The organism is Proteus terrae, assembly GCF_003144325.1.
Taxonomy (GTDB): domain Bacteria; phylum Pseudomonadota; class Gammaproteobacteria; order Enterobacterales; family Enterobacteriaceae; genus Proteus; species Proteus terrae.
In genome coordinates, this window is sequence record NZ_PENS01000010.1 from 113709 (window position 1) to 135494 (window position 21786).

The following is a 21786-nucleotide window of genomic DNA, read 5'->3' on the forward strand; positions in this document are numbered from 1 at the left end:
TTTGTCAGATAGACGAAATTCGTCAATCTTCCGTACTCTATGCACGGAGGATTTTTATGACTTACCGCTATCGAATTGCATCTATATTTCTGCTGGGCTTCTTTATAGATTGTATTAATATTTTTATGTCAGCCATTGCATTACCTGCAATGGCTGATGATATGCAGATCTCTATCGTTTCTGTTACATGGGTTTCAAATAGTTATATTTTGGGATTAACGTTAATTATTCCATTAAGCCACTGGTTATCCCAACGTTTTGGAATTACAGCATTGATGGTAACGTCAATGTTGATGTTTAGTCTATCCGTTGCATTAGTGGGATACTCTCACTCTTTTAGCGAACTTATTTTTTGGCGTTTCATTCAGGGCGTGAGTGGCGGATTGCTAATCCCAATTGGGCAAGCATTAACCTTTCAATATTTTCAAGGACATGAGAGAAGTAAAATATCTACACTGATTATGGCAATAGCCTTAATTGCACCTGCAATATCGCCGACATTAGGTGGGTTTATTGTTGATGTTGTTTCGTGGCGTTGGGTTTTTTATAGCAATATTCCATTCTCATTGTTAACTGCGTTTCTAGCTTTTGTCTGGGTAAAAGAGCCTTTACCTAAAGAAAACGCTATGCCTGATATTAAAGGTATCATTCTTATTAGTCTGATCATCGTATCTGGATTGTTCGCGTTATCTGCTTATGGTGAATACCACTCAACATTACTTGCTTTAGTGATTGCCGTATTCTCAATAATTTTTGCTGTACTTTATTATTACCATTATCGACGCCATTCATCACCGGTTATTAATTTAGCATTATTAAAAAATAGAAATCTATCACTCTCTATTTTTATTTATTACTGCATTCCCGGTGTTTTTACTGGAGTAAATATTCTCGCTATTTTTTATTTACAACAATATTTAAAATTTACCGGTCAAGGTACAGGTGTTTTTATGTTGTTGTATGCACTAGGTGCTTTTTTTTCAATGACAATAAGTGGTGCGCTGTATAATAAATTAGGAATGAAACGCTTATTTATTATTGCATTGCTATTACATAGTATTGGTATTTCTTTATTAACATTTGTAAATAGCAGTAGCGATATTACATTACTTATTGTTGCTTATCTAATTATCGGTGTGGGTGGCGGGATTGGTGCTAACACCGCACAAACTACGGCGTTATATGATTTCGGCGCACAAAAATTAGTTCAAGCAAGTGTTATTTGGAATATTAATAGACAAGTTGTTTTTAGTGTCGGGGCAACTATGGTTGCTATGTTGTTTAATATTCTTTCTCTTTTTTGTTTACCACAAACAGCTTATAGCATGACTTTTTTAATATGCGCATTAATAGGCATATTACCTCTCACTTTATTATTTACACTAAAGAAAAAAATTATTACACAGGAAATACAAGATGAATTTTAATACTGACTCAATTATAGAAAGCATTAAATCTTTGCATGACGAGATTGAAACGGTTTTTACGCAATATCCCCTATCAGTCGATGCCATTACAAAAATAGAAAATTTTTTATCTCAAGAGTTTTCAATGGTAGGGATCAGTGGAAAAGCAGTGAGTTATAATGACGTTATCGCGATGTTCAGACAAAATGCAGGAAAAAGAAGTGGCCTGAAAATAAAAACGGGCGATTATAAAATAATTTACCAGTCCGATTGTTTGGCGCTTGTCAGATATCAAGAAATACACAGTGAAAATGAGAAAATTCTTATGCGTGAATCTGTGGTGTTATTGAGACGCAATTCTCATGATGAGTGTTGGCAATGGCACTATCTTCATGAAACACCAATCTCAAATAATTGATTGATTTATATGAAAAACCAGTTTTTAAACTGGTTTTTTTCTGTCATTAAAAATAATACTACTAAATAAGACAATCTATGAATTTCTAATTAGCAAGCATTTTTATGTTGTCTTAATAAAAATATTTTTTCTATTCAGAGCACAAAGCATATTGCGTGTTGCAAAGAAGAGTTTATGATTGGCGCCTGAAAACTGCGTTTTCTATTCTTTACGTTACTACGATTCCCTTAGAGCGACCTCTTAAGTATAGTTAGGTAACTTATAACTACATTCTTTATGGACTTAACTCGGGAAATGTAAGGGAGGTAATATGCAGTTTCTTTGGCCTGTTCGTGTTTATTATGAAGATACTGATGCCGGTGGTGTTGTTTATCATGCCAGTTATCTGAAGTATTTTGAACGTGCTAGAACTGAACTACTCAGAGAAAAAGGTTTTCATCAGCATGATTTACGGGAGTATGATCATGTTGTATTTGTTGTACGTAAATTATCAATAGAATATATTGCGCCAGCTCGACTTGATAATCTTTTGCAAATAGAAAGTGAAATTACCACATTGCGTGGTGCTTCAATGACATTTTCTCAAAAGATTATTAATGAAGATGGTTGTGTATTGTGTAGCGCAGAAGTGCTCGTTGTCTGCGTAGATTCATCAAAAATGAAGCCAGTAGCGCTTCCTAAGTCCATTATCGCGGAGTTTAAGTAGTGGCTGACATGAATGTTATCGATCTCTTCCTAAAAGCAGGGCTTTTAGTCAAGTTGATCATGTTGCTTTTAATCGGATTTTCTATTGCATCTTGGGCGATTATTATTCAGCGAACTAAAGTTTTGAATGCCGCCGATCGTGAAGCTGCAGATTTTGAAGATAAATTCTGGTCAGGTACTGATTTGGCACGTTTATATAAAGATAGCCAAGCTCGTCGTGATGAGTTATCTGGCTCAGAGCAGATTTTTCATTCTGGCTTTAAAGAATTTGCACGTTTGCATCAAGCAAGCGTTCATGCTCCTGATGCGGTTGTTAATGGTGCATCAAGGGCAATGCGTGTCTCTTTCAATCGTGAATTAGAATCTTTAGAAAATCATATTCCTTTCCTTGGTACTGTCGGTTCTATCAGCCCATATATTGGTCTGTTCGGTACAGTCTGGGGGATCATGCACGCATTTATTGCATTAGGTAGTGTTAAACAAGCAACATTACAAATGGTCGCACCCGGCATTGCTGAAGCTCTGATTGCAACAGCTATCGGTTTATTTGCGGCAATCCCCGCAGTTATGGCTTATAACCGGTTTACGCAACGTGTAAATAAACTGGAACAAAGTTACGATAACTTTATGGAAGAGTTTCTGACGATTTTACATCGCCAAGCTTTTGCCTCCGCAGAAAAGAAATAGTTAACGCAGAAGGAGAGAGCTGATGGCACGGGGTCGCAGTAGCCGCCGAGGCGTAAAATCAGAGATTAACATTGTTCCTTTGCTAGACGTATTATTGGTACTGTTACTTATTTTTATGGCAACAGCACCTATTATCTCGCAAAGTGTTGAGGTTGATCTTCCTGAAGCAACAGAGACACAAACTGTTTCAAGTAGCGATAACCCTCCTGTGATTGTCGAAGTTGCAGGTGTTGGGCAATACAACATTCGTGTTGATCAGGAAGTATTAGAATTATTACCACAAGAACAGATTATGGCTGAAGCCAAACGACAATTGGAAAAAAATCCGAAAGTTGTATTTCTTATTGGCGGTGCTAAAGATGTTCCTTATGATGAGATAATTAAAGCGCTCAACATGTTACGTCAAGCAGGTGTTAAATCTGTAGGTTTAATGACTCAACCTATGTAATTAGGTTGAAATAAGTTTGGATGATAGCGTGGGAAAGAAGACGAAACCAATCCGAAGTAAATTGAGCGGTTCAGTTATCTTGTCTACCGCCTTGCATTTACTCGTTATCGCATTGCTTATCTGGGGGTCATTAACTCAGAAATGGGATTTAGGTGGTGGCGGTGGAGAAGACGGGCAAGTTATTGATGCTATTATGGTCGATCCTAATGCTGTGGTACAACAGTATAATCAGCAGAAAGCGCAACAAGCTAACGTCCAAAAAGCCGAGCAAGTGCGTAAAGAGCGTGCAGAGCAACAAGAAGAAGAGTTGCGTCAGCAGCAAATGAAAGAACAAGAACGTTTGAAAACGTTAGAAGTTGAACGTTTACAAGCGAAAGAGGCGGCAGAAGCTCAAAAACGTGAAGCTGCATTAGCCGCTGCGAAAGCAAAAGAAGAACAAAAAGTTGCAGAAGAAGCAGCTGCGCAAGCGAAAGCAGAGCGTGATCGCATCTTAAAAGAACAAGCGGATGCTAAACAACAAGCTGAAGCCGAAGCAAAAAAACAAGCTGAGTTAGCAGCGAAACAAAAAGCGGAAGAGGCAAAAGCTAAAGCCGAGGCTGATGCTAAAGCCAAAGCAGAGGCCGATGCAAAAGCGAAAGCTGAAGCAGATGCTAAAGCAAAAGCAGCCGCAGAGGCAAAAGCCAAAGCTGCTGCAGAGGCTAAAGCAAAAGCCGCAGCACAACAGCAAAGTAAAGCGGTAGATAGTTTACTTGATGGCTTAATGGCTGATGGTAGTAAACAAAGTGGTGCTTCAGCAGCGGGGCAAGGCGGTGGAAATCGCACTGGTGCTAATAATGCAGGTGTTGCTACTTATATTGGACAAGTGAAAACGGCTATTGAGCAGAAGTTTATTGACCCTGAGTTGTATAAAGGGCGAACTTGTGAACTAAAAGTCAGTATTGCACCTGATGGCTTGCTAATCAGTGCGAAGGTTGTAGGGGGGGATCCTTCTTTATGTCAAGTGGCATTAAGAGCAGCGAATACCGCTAAATTACCTAAGCCACCGAAAGATGTTTATGAACAAGTAAAATCATCAGTAATTGAGTTTAAACCATAAAACTGTCTGATTGTAGGAAAACATACACTAATTTATAGCTATTTTAGAATGTTATTGATGCGTTGTATGGTGTTGTTGAAAAGCGTTTGTTACTATTCTGTGCGTTATTGCGTAATAACCGCAATAATAAAAGGGAGACATGATGAAGCAGGCATTAAATGTTATTTTCGGACTTTTAATATTATGCGTAACCACTCTGGCTAACGCTGAGGTTCGAATTGAAATTACACAAGGGGTGAATACTGCACGCCCTATCGGTGTCGTTCCTTTTAAATGGGAAGGTACTGGTCAAATGCCAGAAGATGTTGCTGGCATCATTGCAGCTGATTTACGTAATAGCGGAAAATTCAATCCGATTGATGTATCTCGTATACCTCAACAACCGGTTACTGCTTCTGAAGTCCAGCCTGCACTTTGGACTGCATTAGGCATTGATTCTGTTGTTGTGGGACGTGTGCAACCATCAGCGGATGGTCAATATTTAGTTAGCTATCAGTTAGTGGATGTTGCAGGCTCACCGGGTGCAGTTTTATCTCAAAGTGAGTTTAAAGTGCCATCGAAATGGTTACGTTACTCTGCACATACTGCTAGTGATGAAGTTTTTGAAAAACTGACTGGTATTCGTGGTGCATTCCGTACACGTATTGCTTATGTTGTTGTGACAAATGGTGGCGCATATCCTTATGAATTGCGCGTTTCAGATTATGATGGATTTAACCAAGATCGTGTTTATCGTTCATCACAGCCATTAATGTCACCAGCATGGTCGCCAGATGGTGCTAAACTTGCATATGTGACCTTTGAAAGTGGTCAATCTGCTTTAGTGGTACAAACATTAGCAACAGGTGAAATTCGCCAAATTGCATCATTCCCAAGACATAATGGTGCACCTTCATTTTCACCTGATGGTTCTAAACTTGCATTTGCTCTTTCTAAGAGCGGTAGCTTAAATCTGTATGTTATGGATTTAGCGAGTGGGAATATGACACAGGTAACCAATGGTAGAAGTAATAATACCGAGCCAACTTGGATGCCAGATGGACAAACTTTGGTCTATACTTCAGATCAAGGTGGAAATCCTCAGATTTATAAGGTTAATATTAACGGTGGAACACCAGAGCGCATTACTTGGGAAGGTAAACAAAACCAGAACCCAGCAGTAAGCCCAGATGGTAGTTTCTTAGTTATGGTGAGTTCTGAAAGCGGTAGGCAACATATCGCTAAGCAGGATCTGGAAACGAATTCCGTACAATATCTAACAGATACGTTTCTGGATGAAACGCCAAGCATCGCGCCTAACGGCACAATGGTTATTTATAGCTCTACACAAGGCTTAGGCACCATTTTGCAGCTAGTATCGACTGATGGACGTTTCAAAGCGCGTCTTCCGGCGACTGATGGTCAGGTTAAAGCACCTGCCTGGTCACCGTTTATGTGATGCATAAAAATTATGTATGGCAAACAAATAAAGGAACAAATAGAGATGCAATTAAACAAAGTGTTTAAAGGGTTGATGTTAGCATTACCACTCGTTGCTGTTGCAGCATGTAGCTCAAACAAAAACGACGAACAAGCTGATACAAACAATGTACCAGTTGTTGAACAAGGTCCTACTGCTGAAGAATTAGCACGTCAGCAATTAGAACAACTGAAACAGCAAAACATCGTTTACTTCGGTTTCGACAAATATGACATTAACTCAGACTACGCTAACCTGTTAGATGCACACGCAGCATTCCTGCGTGCAAATCCATCAGTACGTATCACTGTAGAAGGTCATGCTGACGAACGCGGTACTCCAGAATACAACATCGCTCTGGGCGAACGTCGTGCTAACGCTGTGAAAATGTACCTGCAAGGTAAAGGCGTATCAGCTGATCAACTGTCAATCGTTTCTTACGGTAAAGAAAAACCAGCTGTACTGGGTCATGACGAAGCCGCTTACGCGAAAAACCGTCGTGCAGTACTGGATTACTAAGAGAACGGCATGAACAACAGTAACTTCAGACCTTTCTTGATGAGTCTGTTGTTACTGGTTGGCGTAGCGGCTCCTGTAGCCGCTATTGCCCAAGCGCCAATCAGTAATATCGGTTCAGGTTCGACCGATGAACGACTCGCCCAACTTGAGCGTTTTTCAAATGCTCACAGCCAGCTTTTGACCCAATTACAGCAACAACTCGCTGATTCTCAGCGTGATATTGATATGTTACGTGGTCAAATTCAGGAAAATCAATACCAGTTAAATCAAGTTGTTGAACGCCAACGCAATATCTATCAACAATTAGATAGCCTTGGTGGCGGAGCTTCAACATCAACAGAAGCCACTCAACCTGATAATACTGCTTCTTCAGCATCTCCTGCTGCAACTAGCTCAGGGCAAGGTGATGAGAAGGCCGATTATAATGCAGCAATTGATATCGTATTGAATTCTAAAGATTACGATAAGGCAATTGTTGAATTAAACAACTTTATCAATAACTATCCAAAGTCTAGCTATCAATCAAATGCACAATTTTGGTTGGGTCAGATGTATTATCTAAAGGGTAATAAGGATCAGGCTGCAAGCACGTTTGCTATCGTTGTTAAAAATTATCCAAAATCTCAAAAAGCAAGTGAAGCCTTTTATAAAATTGGTTTGATCATGCAAGAGAAAGGGCAAAAGGATAATGCTAAAGCTGTTTACCAACAAGTGATTAAGCAATATCCAAATAGCGCTGGCGCTAAATTAGCGCAAAAGCAGCTAGGAACACTTTAATTATTGACCCCGTAATGTAAATGTTGCATTTTCGGGGTTAAATGATTGTTTTTTCAACGGTTGAACTTTTTTTTGAAAAAAAACGTTGCACAAAAACATTAAATCAGTATTATTACCCGCCGTTGCCACAGAGAATGTGGCGAGTTCGAAAAAGGGTCGTTAGCTCAGTCGGTAGAGCAGTTGACTTTTAATCAATTGGTCGGGCGTTCGAATCGCCCACGACCCACCATTTTCGAATACCAATCCGTTTTTATTGAAATGGGTCGTTAGCTCAGTCGGTAGAGCAGTTGACTTTTAATCAATTGGTCGGGCGTTCGAATCGCCCACGACCCACCATTTCAAACCTCTTCCTGTATATTTATTATTCCCTAAACTATCATTCCATAAATAATAAACAAACACTTAGCTTTCTGTTTCTGATAGTGTAATTTATCGCTTTATTAAACAATGAAGATAGTTTTCTCAAAATGGAAAAAACTACCTAACCTTAATCTAAAATGACATTCAAATCAGTAATGACAAATAATTGATGACGTGATTTGACTGTATTCATTTTCAGTCAAAAATTCATTATCGATTAACCAATCACTGACCAATTCTTGCGTTTTTATTGCTGTATCAATAGGGTGATTGAGGCGTTTCGATGCATCAAGAAAAAATGCCATCATAATTGAAAGTGTTGCTGCTGATTCATAGGGGGTACTCATTGCAAGAGTACTTTCCAATGAACGCAATGAATAAAATTTAGGTAGCCATTCTTTTAAGTTTTTCCCTTGATACCACACATCTTGTGTTGGCGCATTGTGTAACGCAACTTGTTCAAGTAACGCCATCAGCCATTCACGCATATCATGTATACGATAATTTGCAGACCAAAATTCATGGCGTAGAATGGCTATAGCGACTTGTGTCGCCTCAAACCAGAATTCTTGAGCATTATTACATGCTTGCTCTTTTGAAAGCGTAGGGGGTGTTATAGTGCCAATTTCAGGAAGCCCGTCACATAAACTCGTTTTATCAAGTAAGATTTGATACCCACGCTGGTAAATTGGGCTAAGCCCTTCAGTTTTCATGTTAAAAATACGCTCAGGCTCTGCCATCATAATGTCTATTTTGCGACCTTGAGCTAAAACATGTAAATAAATAGGCCAAAACTTACTTTTGGGATCTTCACACTCCAACTGTAAGCTGACAAGAGCATCACCGAATTGTGATAACCAATGTTGGTTTTTTGCGAGCTCTGTCGCACCATAACCGATAAGCTCTATATCAATATCAGAATAACTGTCTATCTTTCTATTGCGTCCTAACGATCCTGTTAGTACTACCGCTTCAATTCTAGGATCAAGGAGTGCAAAAGATAGCATGCGATCGATTAAACGTGTTGTTGGCTCCATATTTCTCTCTAATAAGTAAAATGTAATAAAGTTATTTGTCGTTTTTATTGTTTAAAAAGTAAAATTAGAATATTTTGTTTAATATATAAAACATTTGTTTGTTGTTTTTCTAAATCAGAAACACAATGTTTAATATTAGAAACTAAGTACCATTATAAATATGAATTTATAATATATCTTTACTACTTTGCAAAGATGTCGCAATAACCCATATTTTCTTTGTTTTTTCTATGATTAAGTCGGGGTTGTAAAATGGATGTGATGAGTTGGTTTAGTATCAATAATATTTTAGTCAATATCCCACTCGGAGACGGTGGATATCCACTCTCATGGATTGAAGCTGTTGGCACCATCGCTGGTTTATTGTGTATTTGGCTTGCAAGCCAGGAAAAAATTATCAACTATTTATTTGGACTTATTAATGTCACTTTGTTTGCCATTATTTTTTTCCAAATTCAGCTATACGCAAGCTTACTCCTTCAAATATTTTTCTTTGCCGCTAATATTTATGGATGGTATGCATGGAGCAGAGTGAATGACTTTGAGCAAGCTACGCTAAGAATACGTTGGTTAAAATCGAGTCATCGTCTATTCTTAATCGTTGTTTCGATAGCTGCCATTGCTGCTCTTACTTTCAATATTGATACTGTATTTGGTTATTTAGCTGTTGTTGCTGTTGATATATTAAATGTCTTTGGTGCAAGTTTAGCTACACCAGTTCTTGAACCTGATGCTTACCCATTCTGGGACTCTACAATGACGGTTCTTTCCATTGTGGCAATGATCTTAATGACGCGGAAATTAGTTGAAAACTGGCTAGTTTGGTCAGTTATTAATGTGATTAGTATTATTATATTCTACAAACAAGGCGTTTATGCAATGTCTGTTGAATATATCATTTTACTGGCTATCGCTATCAATGGTTCTCGTTTGTGGATCAAAACAGCAAAACGCTCTAGCAAAAATAATTATCTCTCCTAATAAAAAAGGCTGGTAGAGTTATCTTTCTCTCTAGCCTTACTATTCGTTGTCTTTATTCTTATTTTTACCGCAATTTTGAATCATTATTTCGCTTAAATACGCTATTTCCCTTTATGTTGAAATTTTTAGAAAGGTGACTATAGATGCTTTAGGTTGAAAGGGTGTTTACAGATAGAAAATGAATGGTTAGATTGGAAAAGCAATAATAACATTGACTAGATAACATAGAGTGGATACACGGGAATGAATTATCAAAATGATGACCTTAAAATAACACAAATTAATGAACTCTTACCGCCAGTTGCTTTATTGGAAAAGTTTCCAGCAACTGATAACGCGGCTTTTACAGTTCGTCATGCCCGTGAAGCTATTCATCAAATCCTCGCTGGAAAAGATGATCGTCTATTAGTGGTAATTGGACCTTGTTCTATTCATGATCCGAAAGCTGCATTGGAGTATGCGCAACGTTTAAGCCTCATCAGAGAAGAGCTTAAAGATAAACTTGAAATTGTTATGCGTGTTTATTTTGAAAAACCACGCACAACAGTAGGCTGGAAAGGCTTAATTAATGATCCTCATATGGATCATACCTTTGATATTAATGAAGGCTTGCGTATTGCTCGTAATCTTTTATTAACTATCAACGATAGTGGCTTGCCAACTGCTGGCGAGTTTTTAGATATGATAACACCTCAATACGTTGCTGATTTAATGAGTTGGGGTGCTATTGGTGCTCGTACTACTGAATCTCAGGTACACCGTGAGTTATCTTCAGGTTTATCTTGTCCTGTTGGTTTTAAAAATGGTACAGATGGAACTATTAAAGTTGCTATTGATGCAATTAATGCCGCAGGATCGCCACACTGTTTTCTTTCTGTCACTAAATGGGGTCATTCAGCCATTGTGCGCACAGCGGGTAATGGCGATTGCCATATTATTTTACGTGGTGGTAAAGAGCCAAATTACAGCGCTGAACATGTTGCAGTGGTAAAAGAAGGGCTTAAAAAAGCAGGTTTACCACAAAATGTGATGGTTGACTTCAGCCACGCCAATAGTTGCAAGAAATTTGAGAAACAAATGGAAGTTGGTGCCGATATTTGCCAACAAATTAGCGCAGGCGAAAAAGCATTAATTGGTGTTATGGTTGAAAGTCATTTAGAAGAAGGTAATCAATCATTAGAAAGTGGTGAACCTCTGGTTTATGGCAAAAGCATCACTGATGCCTGTATTGGCTGGGATGACACCGAAACGCTGTTACGCCAATTAGCAGATGCAGTTGTAGCACGTCGTAATAAAGCGTAATAATTAAATTTAAGTATAAAAATGCCACTTTTAAAAGTGGCATTTTTTATATAACTCAAAATAACAGTAAAATTACTTGGCTTTACCTTGGTTAGCAACAGCGGCTGCTTTTGCTGCGATTTCGTCAGCATTACCTAAGTAGTAACGTTTGATTGGTTTCATGTTTTCATCAAATTCGTAAACTAAAGGTACTGCTGTTGGGATATTCAGCTCAAGAATTTCATCTTCACTCATGTTGTCTAGGTATTTAACCAGAGCACGCAGTGAGTTACCGTGAGCTGCAATAATCACTTTCTCACCAGAAGCAACACGTGGTTTGATAACTTCTTCCCAGTATGGCGTTACACGGTCGATAGTTAATGCTAGGCTTTCTGTCAATGGCAGTTCTGCCGCAGTTAAAGATGCATAACGAGGATCTTTACCAGGGAAACGTTCATCGTCTTTAGTTAATTCTGGTGGAGTGATAGCAAAACCACGACGCCATTGTTTAACTTGCTCATCACCATATTTTTCAGCAGTTTCAGCTTTGTTTAAGCCTTGCAGAGCACCGTAATGACGTTCGTTTAATTTCCAGCATTTTTCAACTGGCAGCCATTGTTGATCAACTTGATCAAGAATGTTCCACAGGGTGTGAATTGCGCGTTTCAGAACAGAAGTATATGCATAGTCAAAAACGAAACCTTCAGCTTTCAGTAGTTTACCTGCTTCTTGCGCTTCATTACGGCCTTTTTCGGACAGCTCAACGTCAGTCCAGCCTGTAAAACGGTTTTCTTTGTTCCATACACTTTCACCGTGTCGAACTAGCACAAGCTTAGTTACTGCCATAGTTTAGACTCCTATAATTACTTTCTTAATATAAGTTTAAAATTAGCACTTCAATCATTATATGGATCATCGACAAGAACGCCAAACATAAGTGACAAAACAAGGGGGATTAAGTCAAAAATGTCGTTTATTCGATGAATTATTGCGCAGTTGTCACACCTTTTGCTTAATCGTTCAAGCTATTAATCTAGCTGGATCGGCGTAAAAAAACAAAATATCCGTTTTGTATGAAAAATAGACGAAAAAGACGTCCATAAAAACGACAGATCCTTTATTTATTATTGTTTAAATAACAAGCAAGAAAATGTCGATTTAAATAAAAATTCAGACCTAAGTTTAGCGTTAATTTATAAAATCATTGCCCTGATTATGGCAGTAAAAATCAACATTTAACAAATTTCTTGCTGGTAACGATAAATTTCGCCTTCTTTAATAAAAGTCAATCGATGAGTAATACATAATGGCGCATCTTCTTGATGGTGGCTTACAAACAAAAGTTGCGTATTACTGTGGCTTATCATGATATCAATAAAACGCTGTACTAAGAGTCGGTTTGTTGTGTCTAATCCTTGCAGTGGTTCATCGAGAATGAGCAAAGTAGGGTGCTTAACTAATGCTCTAACAATTAAAACTAAGCGCTGTTGACCCCACGACAAGGAATGGAATGGATGATTAGCATGTGCGGTTAAACCAATTAACGCTAACCATTCATCAGCGAGTTTAAGCTGTTTATCTGTAATTGCTTGATAAATGCCAATAGAGTCATGAAAACCTGAAATAATGACATTTTTTACCGTTGAAGAAACACGGTAACTCTGATGTAAGGCATTACTGACATAACCGATATGGCGTTTAATTTCCCATACTGTTTCACCACTTCCTCTTTTACGGCCAAATAGCGTTAAGTCATTGCTGTAGCCTTGAGGGTGATCACCCGTAATTAAACTTAATAGTGTCGATTTTCCTGCACCATTAGGGCCTAAAATCTGCCAATGTTGCTGAGGTTTTACCTCCCAGCTTAAATGGTGAAGAACAGGTTTGTCGTTATAGCTCACTACACCATCGTTTAGCACAATAGGAGAAAGAGTCGGCGATAGTTGAGGAATGGCATCAGGCGAATCTTGTTCAGGTAATGTGAGATTTTCTAGCGTTTCACTGTGAGATAATTGGCCTATTACTGAGTCAGATAAAACTTGTTCTTTCTTGCCGTTGGCTACCAATTCACAATTAATCAGTAGACCTGCATACTGAATAAAATCAGGAATATCGTTAAAACGATTTAGAATTAGTACGATAGTTAGATTTTGTTGATGTAATAGTGTTAACAATTCATTTAAAGCACGGCGAGAATCAACATCTAATCCATCAAAAGGCTCATCTAAAATAATTAAATCAGGTTTATTCATTAAAAGTTGAATAAGCAATATTTTTCGAGATTCACCTGTAGATAGATATTTAAAACGTCTTGATAAAAGGTATTCAACACCAAATTGCTTTGCTAATAAAAAGCATCTGTCATCATCTTTTACCTGCATTTGAATAACTTGAGCAACGGTTAAGCCAGTATCGTCTTCACCTTCACTTAATAAATCTGTGTTATTACGACGCCACTCTTCTTCAATCATTTTTTGCAGTTTTTCAAAAGAGAGACTAATCGGGCGAGAAAATGTATTGATAAACTCACCAGAGAGCAAAATACCTTCTTGGCATAATGCATTTGCTAAGGCGGTTTTGCCACTTCCATTACTGCCTACAAATGCCCAACTTTCACCTTCATTTATGGCTAAATTGTCAATTTGTAAACAGAGTTTATCGCTTAAGCGAAATTGTGTTTTGTTGAGTTGTAAGTGTTTCATTATTATTAGCCTTATTTTTTTAATGTAAGCTAAGTGCAAGTTAAGTATCTAGCAATATAGGGTTAATAGAAACTTGTCAATATTTGCTGAAAGAACTTTTTCCAAAAGCCTTATACATCTACTATTTAATGATAACCTTTAAAATGCGTTTCCTATGTAAATATATAAACATCTCTTTAAGGATGACTTATATATGCATAAATTTAAAAAAATAAACTTATTCTTCTTTATATTTTTACTCGTTAGCAAAAATAGTTTTTCTTTGAATAATAAAAATGTAAATAGTAATTGCTTTCTTATTGATAAAGTTGACCTTACAGGAAATACTTTATTAGATGATAGACAGAAATCTAAAGTAATTTCACCGTACCTGCAACAATGTCTAACATTAAATGATATGCAAGAGGTGGCTAAATCAATTACTAATAATTATATTAAAAAAGGTTACGTTACTTCCCAGGCTATTATACCAGAGCAAGATCTTTCTAATCATAAGTTAGTAATAAAGATTATTGAAGGCAGAATAAAAGATATTTCTATTAATGGTATTTCATCTAGATTAGTCGATATTATTTTTCCTTCCTCCAAAGGAAAAATTTTAAATCTACGAGATTTAGAACATGGATTAGAACAGCTTAATCGGTTAACGACAGCGCAATATGCCTTGGATATTCAACCAAGCGATAGTGTGGGATATTCATCTGTAACTATTAATCGAAAAGCTAAAAAACTCCCTTTAAAGAATCGATTAACAATTGATAATTCAGGAACAGAAACAACAGGAAAGATCTTACTTACTAACACGACAACAATAGATTCTTTATTTGGCTTGGGTGAACAGTGGATTTTTTCACTAAAAACAAATACAGATTTCCCTCATGCTCACTATTCTCGTGCTTATACTGCAAGTGTGAATATCCCTTATGGCTATTGGTTTTATCAATACCAGTTATCTGATAGTAGTTCGTCTTATTCCTTCCAAAATAATCACAAATATATTTATAAAAACAAAAATAGAGATCAGCAATTTGATATTAGTCGTCTAGTTTATCGAGATAATAAACAACGAATAACACTAAAGGGAACGTTAAAGCATAAGAAAGTAAAAACACAGTTAGTACAACAAAAATTATTAATAAATAGTCCCACATTGACTTCTTTATCATTCAGCCCTGAATATACTTTAAGTTTACATAATGGATATTTAATCATTAATCCAACTGCTGAGTTTGGGATCTCTCTTTTTGGTGCGACACCTGATTATATTGCTGATAATTCACCTCGTAGTCAATATCGAAAATTAAGTTTAAATTTAAGCTATCAATATTTATTGACTGATCAGTTTTCCTATCTTACTTCATTTCATAGTCAATATACGCCTGATAATCTTTATGGTTCAGAAAAAATAGCAATAGATGGAATAAAAGCTGTTCGTGGATATAAAGAAATAAATTTTAATGCTAATAGTGGGTTTTATTGGCGCAATGAAATAAATATATCACCAATAACTTCATTTTTAAGTAAGTGGAATTTTATTTTTGCACTTGATTATGGTGTCGCCCATTCAGATCAATATGAAACAGAAAAGAATAAAATAATTGGAAGTGCAATAGGTGCTTCTTTCTATCATTCCACTTTTTCTTCTCAGATATTAATTAATAAACCTATGTTTTATCCCAGATCATTAAAGCCAGATTGCTGGTCTTTTTATTGGTCCATTTCTCTTGCTATTTAAATGTTAGGAGTTTTTATGTGTGAAAAGGATATTTCTTGGAAACAACGTTTAATAAGTTATGGCATAGCTTATGTCATTGCTATTTATCCATTACATCCAGCTTGGAGCTCAGCAATTACGCCATCCGATAAAACGATTAAAGTTAATCAACAAAATACTGTTCCTATTATTAATATTTCAACACCTAATAATCTTGGTATTTCTCATAATAAGTTTCATTCGTTCAATGTTAGCAAGCAAGGTGTTGTACTTAATAATGCGACAACTTCTGTTAACACACAATTAGCCAAACAAGTGAATGCCAATACTCATTTAAAAGGTAGTGCTGCTCATTTAATTATTAATGAAGTGGTGGGAAATGGGCGCTCACAATTACAAGGAAAACTGGAAGTTGCAGGAGAACAAGCGAAAGTTGTTATTGCTAATCCAAATGGCATTACGTGTGATGGCTGTTCGTTTATAAATACCCCAGCAATTACGCTCACAACAGGAAAACCTCTTTTTAACCCTCAAGGTGCTTATTCGGCAATAGAAGTGAAAAAAGGTGGTGTTGTTATTGGTACGCAAGGTATAGATCTCCAAACTCAGGATTATGCCGACATTATCAGCCGTAGTATTGAATTAAATGGAAAAATTAACGCTAAAACCCTTTCTTTAATGCAAGGTAATAACCGTATCGATTTTGATAAAGGTACAGTAAATAGCATTAATGGTGAAGGCGTTAAACCTACGCTGTCTATTGATACGAAAGTGCTAGGTGGAATGTATGCCAATCAAATATGTCTAGTCAGTACAGAAAAAGGTGTTGGTGTTAATTTAAGTAATATTCAGACAAATCAAAACAGTGTGAATTTAACCGTTGATGGAAAAATTACCTTTAATGGCAATATTCAATCTGATCAAGATATTAATGTTAGTAGTAAAGAACTACAAATTAATAGTAATACAAAGTTAAAAGCAAAAAGAGATATTACTTTAGCAACTAATACGCTGATTAATCATAGTGAAGTTATCTCAGAGAAAGATATGCGTTTATTCGCAGATAAACTCACGAATAAAGGCGAAAAAGCGATTATTCAAGCGAAAGATAATTTATGGATACAGAGAAATGCGCAGGGTGATCCAAGTACTTTAATTGAAAATCAATCAGCCACGATAAAAACAGAAAAGGGTGATTTGATTATTCGAACTAAGAAATTGGTTAATGAATCTATAACACCTTTATTTAAAGAGATAAAACAAGAGCCTGATTCTAAACTCTCTATAAATATCGGTAATCACCTCCTCCTTCCATCTAGAAGTCCTACTGATGATTTTCTTTTAGTTATTACATTTCCTGAGTTGAAAAATTTCTCTTATAAAAAATGGTTTGATATTTTAGATTTAAAAAATAATGGAGGAGTTAATGTAGAACGTTCATATTTTGAAAAAAGTAATAAATATGTTCCTAGTATTATTTCTTCAGGAAATAATTTATATATACAATCTAATGATTTTATTAATAACCAATCTAGAATTATTGCAGATAATAATTTAATTGCAACAGGAAGCAGTGCAAGATTATATTATTATCGTTCTGCATATCTTAATAAATGGGAACATTATTCTAATGATAATGCTCATCTTTATTATCGGGATGATATAATAAAATATAAGCTTGATGAAGCTAAATTTAATAAGGTAAGTCATTTTGTTCCTTTTGTGAAAACGGGTAGTCATTATGAATTTTCTGTAAATGATGTCTCTGATTATATAATAAAAGCAGGTAATAATTTAGTATTAGATTTTAAAAACAGTATAGATTTAGAGCGTAAACTTCCATTTACAGAAAAAGAAATAAAAAAATTCAGAGGGTTATCAGATTTTGAAAATACTATATTAGCTAAAAATATATTATTAAATGCTAATAATGTGAATGTTTCTTTAAATTTAACAGCAAACGATTCTTTATCTATTATTGCTGATAAAAGTATAAACATAAATAATTCAAAATTGCTAGCTGATGAAAATATAAGTTTGACATCGATAGATACTATAAAATTTGAGAATATAGATGTAACAGCAAAATATTTTTCTGCTATAACTAAAAAGGGAAATATTAGTCATTTATTTAATCCTACCAAATTTTATACTCTAAAAGGTATTAAATCACCATATGTTGATATTCCTGAAAAAATATATTTTAATTCTGGGAAAAATATTGATATTTCAAATGTAATAATTAATAAATCCAATGAATTAAATTTATCTGCGCTAGAAGATATTAAAATAAATCGTGATGAATCTTTTCTTTTTAATTTAGTACCTTTTATTAGAGATAGTGGGTATATTCCAGCATTTTTAATTAACATGGGGATTTTGGAAAGTAATAATATAGCTTTTACTTCAGGTAAAGATATTATTAGTCAAGGAATAAAATATCATAGTGATAAAGGAATAACCTTTAATGCAGGGCAGGATATTTTCCTTGCTTCAAAATCAATAAAAGAAGCCGATCCTTTCTTTAGTGATATTTATTATCCTCAATTACAATCTAAGTTATTTTCAGACGATAACCTTATCTTAAATGCAGCGCGTGATGTTGATTTAAGTTCAACAGTATTAAATTCAAAAGATAAAGTCATTGTATTAGCTGGTAGGAATATAAAGCTGGGTGCAAATGCTTATTCTGCCATCAAAGACCCCCACGAAGATGCTCAAGACATTCAGTATAGCACAGCGGCTATTATAGGAAATAAAGGTATTTCTATTGCGTCATCAGGTGTGTTAATAACAGAAGGAAGCTCATTCAAATCAGATGGTGACATTACGATATCCAGTGGTGGTAATATTCAATTGGGATCGGTAAAAACACATTTTCGTAAAGAGTCGGGCTCTAAGTTAGAAGAAATTCACAAACAAGTTAGTACTGAAATTAATAGTGGCAATAATTTAACTCTATTATCTGAAGGCAGTATTTTATTTCAAGCATCAAAATTGACTGCCAATAAAGAGATAGATATTGCTGCTAAAGGTGGATTTCTTTACGCACAAGCGATGGAAGAATCGAGTTATTACGAAGAAGAGAAGAAAAAATGTAATCGATGGACTTTATGTACTACCAAAAAGAAATACACGAAAAAACGTCATAATACAAATAATAAAGTTACCGAGTTTATCGCTAATGGCGATATTAATTTATTTGCTAAAGATGATATTACCTTAGAAGCGAGCAAACTAGAAACAGCGAAGAATGCAAAATTAACCAGTAAAATAGGAAAAGTTAATTTTAAAGCAGTTAAAAATACAGCATTTAAGCAAGTTATTACTAATTCAAAAGATATTTATATTACTCAGCGCAATCAGGGATATATCAAAGAGAGTTGGGCATTGCCGACACTTTATATTGGTGGAAAACTGACTATTGATGCTCCTAAAGGTATATCTGCTGATATTAAAGCTCAAAAAGGACAATCACTAGAACAAGCATTAACAGTTTTAAGTAACACTCCAGAATATGCATGGCTTAAAGAGCTTCAACATCATCAAAACGTTAATTGGAATTTAGTTAAAGATACCTATTCTGATTGGGATGATAAAACAAAACAATTAAATCCTGTTGTTGGTGCGGTTATCGCTATTGCAGTGGGAGTTGCCACTTACGGTACAGCAACCGCGGCAACTATTGGTGGAATGGCAAGTAAAGCAACCATTGCGGCGGGTGCTTCAGCAAGCGTGGCTTCAACGGCATCGGTTGCAGCACAAGCAGGTTTTGCCTCTTTAGTTTCGCAAGCGGCGGTCTCTTTAGCTGAAAACCAAGGCAATATCTCTAAAACACTTGAATCACTGGGGCGTAGCGACACGGTCAAGTCTGTGGTGACGAGTATGGTGGTTGCGGGGGCACTTCAGGGTCTTGACCAATTTATGGGTTGGGATCAGGCAATCCAAGGTGGAACATTACCTTCAACAGGCAAGTTACTTGCGACCGATAGCGCAACATGGAATCAAGTTGCACAACGCGTTGCCTCTCATTCAGTCGTTAGTTCAACATTGGGCACAGCCATTCAAGGTGGCAGTTTTATTGATAATTTTAAAACCGCGCTATTAAGCAATATCGGTAGTCAGCTTCATGCCGAAGGCGCCAATTTAATTGGTGATAATGGCGCGGTATTAGGGCATGCAGGAAAGGTTTTAAGTCATGCAACATTATCTGGTTTATCTGCCCAAATTAGTGGAGGAAATATTAATGGTGCAGTTATAGGTAGCTTAGCTGCTGAAATTGCTGCTATTTCATTGGGTGATAACACTATTAAGGCTGAGGGATGGCAGAGAAAATCAGAATCACAAGCGCAATTTGTTAGATTATTTGGTGGTATTGCCGGTGGTGTTTTTACTGGTGAGCCAGGTGGTGTATATAGTGGTGCTAGTTCAGCTGAGAATATATTCCGTTTCAACCATTTATTTCATGATATTTCGATGGATTTCGATCGAGAAATACATAAATGTGGGTCTAATGCTGAATGCCTATCAAAGATAATCGACAAATATACAGTTTTTAGCAATGAAAATAGTTTAAAACTAGATGTTGAATTAAATACTAATCCGTTAGCAGTTATAGAGATCAAGAAAAAAAGAATTGAAAATGCACTTGAATTAACTAAAAGACCATATTGGGCTAGCTATCTTGGTGCTGATACAATGCAAACTGAGATAGCTAAACAATATGTTCAATATTGGAATTCGCAAGATTTAGATAAAATAGATGTAAACACTCCTTCTTGGTTAAAGTTTTCATCGTGGATCTCAGAGCCAGATAACCAGTTTTTTCTTGTTAGTGCTGGTTTTTTAGTTAAAGAATTAAGCGATTTTGCTATTAGATATTTTGGTAGAAATTCAGCAAGTAAAACAATTTCTGCTTCTGAAATTGGTATGAAATGGTCTTCTGGGGGAGGAAATATAAATACACAAGGAATGTCATGGGAAAACTCTATTGCGAAAAGCTTACCTGTTCACACTAGATTGCCAAAAAATTTTAAAACATTTGATTTTTATATTGCTAAAGATAAAGTAGCAATAAGTGCAAAAAGCCTAGATACTCAAACGATGAGTAAACTTAATCGACCAAAACAAATTTATAATACAATTAAAGGTAATATAGATGATGCTGCAAAATTTGAAGGTTATAGATTGTCAGGAGTTAATTTACATTCAGAAATGATAGCAAAACGAGAAATTTGGCTTGCTGTACCACAATCGACAACAAAGGCCCAATGGATTGAAATTAATCGTGCGGTAGCTTATGGAGAAAGTATGAATATTGAAGTAAAAATAACGCAGGTAAAATGATGACGTTTATTAACGATAATGAGTATTGTGCTTTGATAGTAATGACAGATAAATTTTTTTGCTTAAATACGGAATCTGGCTATGGGCTAATGACACTCGATCCTAATTTTTCATCAATTATACTTTCTTTAACATGTTCAAATAAGGAGCTTGGCGAAAGTTTAATTAAAGTTTTAGAGAATAGTCGAACTCAGCTCAAAGATGAGGAATATGACAAACTCTTTAAAAAGGAAAATATAAAAAAAAACTGGGATTCATGGCTAGAATTATTACAGTATAAATATAACTATCGCTCAAAACGTCAACTTTTAGCTAATATGCTAAATTGTTCTGTTTATCTTTCTAATAACAAAATATTAATTTCACCTTCTCACCATTCAAGTCTTGAAGGATGGGAAGGAATAGGGGCATCCCATAAGGTTATTTTATCGCTAGATAGCTCATCTGATGAGATAGGTTTGGGTATTCGGCTTGCATTTAGTCGGTGTACTACGAAGAGATTTTAACTTAATGAAAGTGAGTATTTTTGTATAATTGAAATATAATATATATGTGAATTATTAGGCAATAAATAATTAAATGTTTTTAATTTGATTTTTAATTGAATTGATAGTGATTTTTCTTTTTTGAGTTTTTAATGAATTATATGAGTACCGCCCAGTAGGGTATGAAGGAGAAAATAAAATTGGTGATTATTTTCGTTTTATTGTCCCTAGTATTTATGCTTCGATTGAAGATATTCCTGAAGATTTAAGAAAATATGTTGTAGTCTCTGATAATATTGATTTTACTAAAGATAGATTACTCGATAATAATAAGATTAATGATTATTTTACTCGTATGTACTCAA

17 protein-coding genes and 2 tRNA genes are annotated in these 21786 nt (G+C 35.8%); 16 read left to right on the forward strand and 3 right to left on the reverse strand.

The genetic code is table 11. The annotated features are described in order from the left end of the window. Window positions 1–56: 56 nt before the first annotated feature. From DK857_RS11515 to DK857_RS11565, 11 genes are all read left to right on the forward strand, one after another. Window positions 57–1427, forward strand: a complete 1371-nt coding sequence (locus DK857_RS11515) for an MFS transporter (RefSeq protein WP_109402235.1) — start codon at window positions 57–59, stop codon at window positions 1425–1427. Then, a complete protein-coding gene (locus DK857_RS11520; protein WP_109393452.1) occupies window positions 1417–1824 on the forward strand; it encodes a hypothetical protein in 408 nt (135 codons plus the stop codon). The genes DK857_RS11515 and DK857_RS11520 overlap by 11 nt, the downstream gene beginning before the upstream one ends. A 310-nt stretch (window positions 1825–2134) precedes the next feature. After that, window positions 2135–2530: a tol-pal system-associated acyl-CoA thioesterase gene (gene ybgC / locus DK857_RS11525; protein ID WP_069370103.1), complete on the forward strand. Its 396-nt coding sequence runs from the start codon at window positions 2135–2137 to the stop codon at window positions 2528–2530. Beyond that, window positions 2530–3216, forward strand: coding sequence for a Tol-Pal system protein TolQ (tolQ, locus tag DK857_RS11530; protein ID WP_075672726.1), 687 nt, complete (start codon window positions 2530–2532; stop codon window positions 3214–3216). The genes ybgC and tolQ overlap by 1 nt, the downstream gene beginning before the upstream one ends. 22 nt (window positions 3217–3238) lie before the next feature. Next, window positions 3239–3664, forward strand: a complete 426-nt coding sequence (gene tolR, locus DK857_RS11535) for a colicin uptake protein TolR (RefSeq protein WP_023581195.1) — start codon at window positions 3239–3241, stop codon at window positions 3662–3664. Between the two features lie 28 nt (window positions 3665–3692). Continuing rightward, window positions 3693–4760, forward strand: a complete 1068-nt coding sequence (gene tolA / locus DK857_RS11540) for a cell envelope integrity protein TolA (RefSeq protein ID WP_109402236.1) — start codon at window positions 3693–3695, stop codon at window positions 4758–4760. A gap of 142 nt (window positions 4761–4902) precedes the next feature. After that, the gene (tolB, locus tag DK857_RS11545; protein ID WP_075672728.1) at window positions 4903–6198 is read left to right on the forward strand and encodes a Tol-Pal system beta propeller repeat protein TolB; all 1296 of its coding nucleotides are present in this window, start codon (window positions 4903–4905) and stop codon (window positions 6196–6198) included. A gap of 45 nt (window positions 6199–6243) precedes the next feature. After that, window positions 6244–6738, forward strand: coding sequence for a peptidoglycan-associated lipoprotein Pal (gene pal / locus DK857_RS11550; protein WP_109393454.1), 495 nt, complete (start codon window positions 6244–6246; stop codon window positions 6736–6738). Window positions 6739–6777: 39 nt separating this feature from the next. Further along, the gene (ybgF, locus tag DK857_RS11555; protein WP_193528599.1) at window positions 6778–7515 is read left to right on the forward strand and encodes a tol-pal system protein YbgF; all 738 of its coding nucleotides are present in this window, start codon (window positions 6778–6780) and stop codon (window positions 7513–7515) included. Window positions 7516–7668: 153 nt separating this feature from the next. Beyond that, window positions 7669–7744 (forward strand) — tRNA-Lys (locus tag DK857_RS11560). Window positions 7745–7775: 31 nt separating this feature from the next. Then, window positions 7776–7851, forward strand: a tRNA-Lys gene (locus DK857_RS11565). 173 nt (window positions 7852–8024) lie between these two features. On the opposite strand, the gene DK857_RS11570 is transcribed toward DK857_RS11565, so the two are convergent. Then, window positions 8025–8912 carry an aminoglycoside 6-adenylyltransferase gene (locus DK857_RS11570; protein ID WP_109393456.1) on the reverse strand — a complete coding sequence of 296 codons (888 nt, stop codon included), beginning with the start codon at window positions 8910–8912 and terminating at the stop codon, window positions 8025–8027. A 252-nt stretch (window positions 8913–9164) separates the two neighbouring features. Between DK857_RS11570 and pnuC the strand changes: the two genes are divergently transcribed. Both pnuC and aroG read left to right on the forward strand, forming a co-directional pair. Beyond that, window positions 9165–9893 (forward strand): nicotinamide riboside transporter PnuC, encoded by a 729-nt coding sequence (gene pnuC, locus DK857_RS11575; RefSeq protein WP_109402237.1) that lies wholly within the window; start codon window positions 9165–9167, stop codon window positions 9891–9893. Window positions 9894–10136: 243 nt separating this feature from the next. Next, complete coding sequence (aroG, locus tag DK857_RS11580; protein ID WP_109393458.1) at window positions 10137–11195, forward strand: 3-deoxy-7-phosphoheptulonate synthase AroG; 1059 nt, start codon at window positions 10137–10139, stop codon at window positions 11193–11195. A 72-nt stretch (window positions 11196–11267) separates the two neighbouring features. Here aroG and gpmA read toward each other — a convergent pair whose 3' ends face one another. Further along, on the reverse strand, window positions 11268–12020 hold the full coding sequence (gene gpmA, locus DK857_RS11585) for a 2,3-diphosphoglycerate-dependent phosphoglycerate mutase (protein WP_036938379.1): 753 nt from the start codon (window positions 12018–12020) through the stop codon (window positions 11268–11270). 389 nt (window positions 12021–12409) lie between these two features. Then, window positions 12410–13876, reverse strand: a complete 1467-nt coding sequence (gene modF / locus DK857_RS11590; RefSeq protein WP_109402238.1) for a molybdate ABC transporter ATP-binding protein ModF — start codon at window positions 13874–13876, stop codon at window positions 12410–12412. Window positions 13877–14069: 193 nt separating this feature from the next. On the opposite strand from modF, the gene DK857_RS11595 reads away from it, so the two are divergent. Genes DK857_RS11595 through DK857_RS11605 form a run of 3 tightly spaced genes read left to right on the forward strand, consistent with a single transcriptional unit; the run spans window position 14070 to window position 21442 of the window. Beyond that, window positions 14070–15611, forward strand: a complete 1542-nt coding sequence (locus DK857_RS11595) for a ShlB/FhaC/HecB family hemolysin secretion/activation protein (protein WP_109402239.1) — start codon at window positions 14070–14072, stop codon at window positions 15609–15611. Between the two features lie 15 nt (window positions 15612–15626). Further along, window positions 15627–20936, forward strand: a complete 5310-nt coding sequence (locus DK857_RS11600) for a DUF637 domain-containing protein (protein ID WP_109402240.1) — start codon at window positions 15627–15629, stop codon at window positions 20934–20936. Continuing rightward, complete coding sequence (locus tag DK857_RS11605) at window positions 20933–21442, forward strand: contact-dependent growth inhibition system immunity protein (RefSeq protein ID WP_082239479.1); 510 nt, start codon at window positions 20933–20935, stop codon at window positions 21440–21442. Before DK857_RS11600 ends, DK857_RS11605 begins: the two co-directional genes overlap by 4 nt. The last annotated feature ends 344 nt before the right edge of the window (window positions 21443–21786 follow it).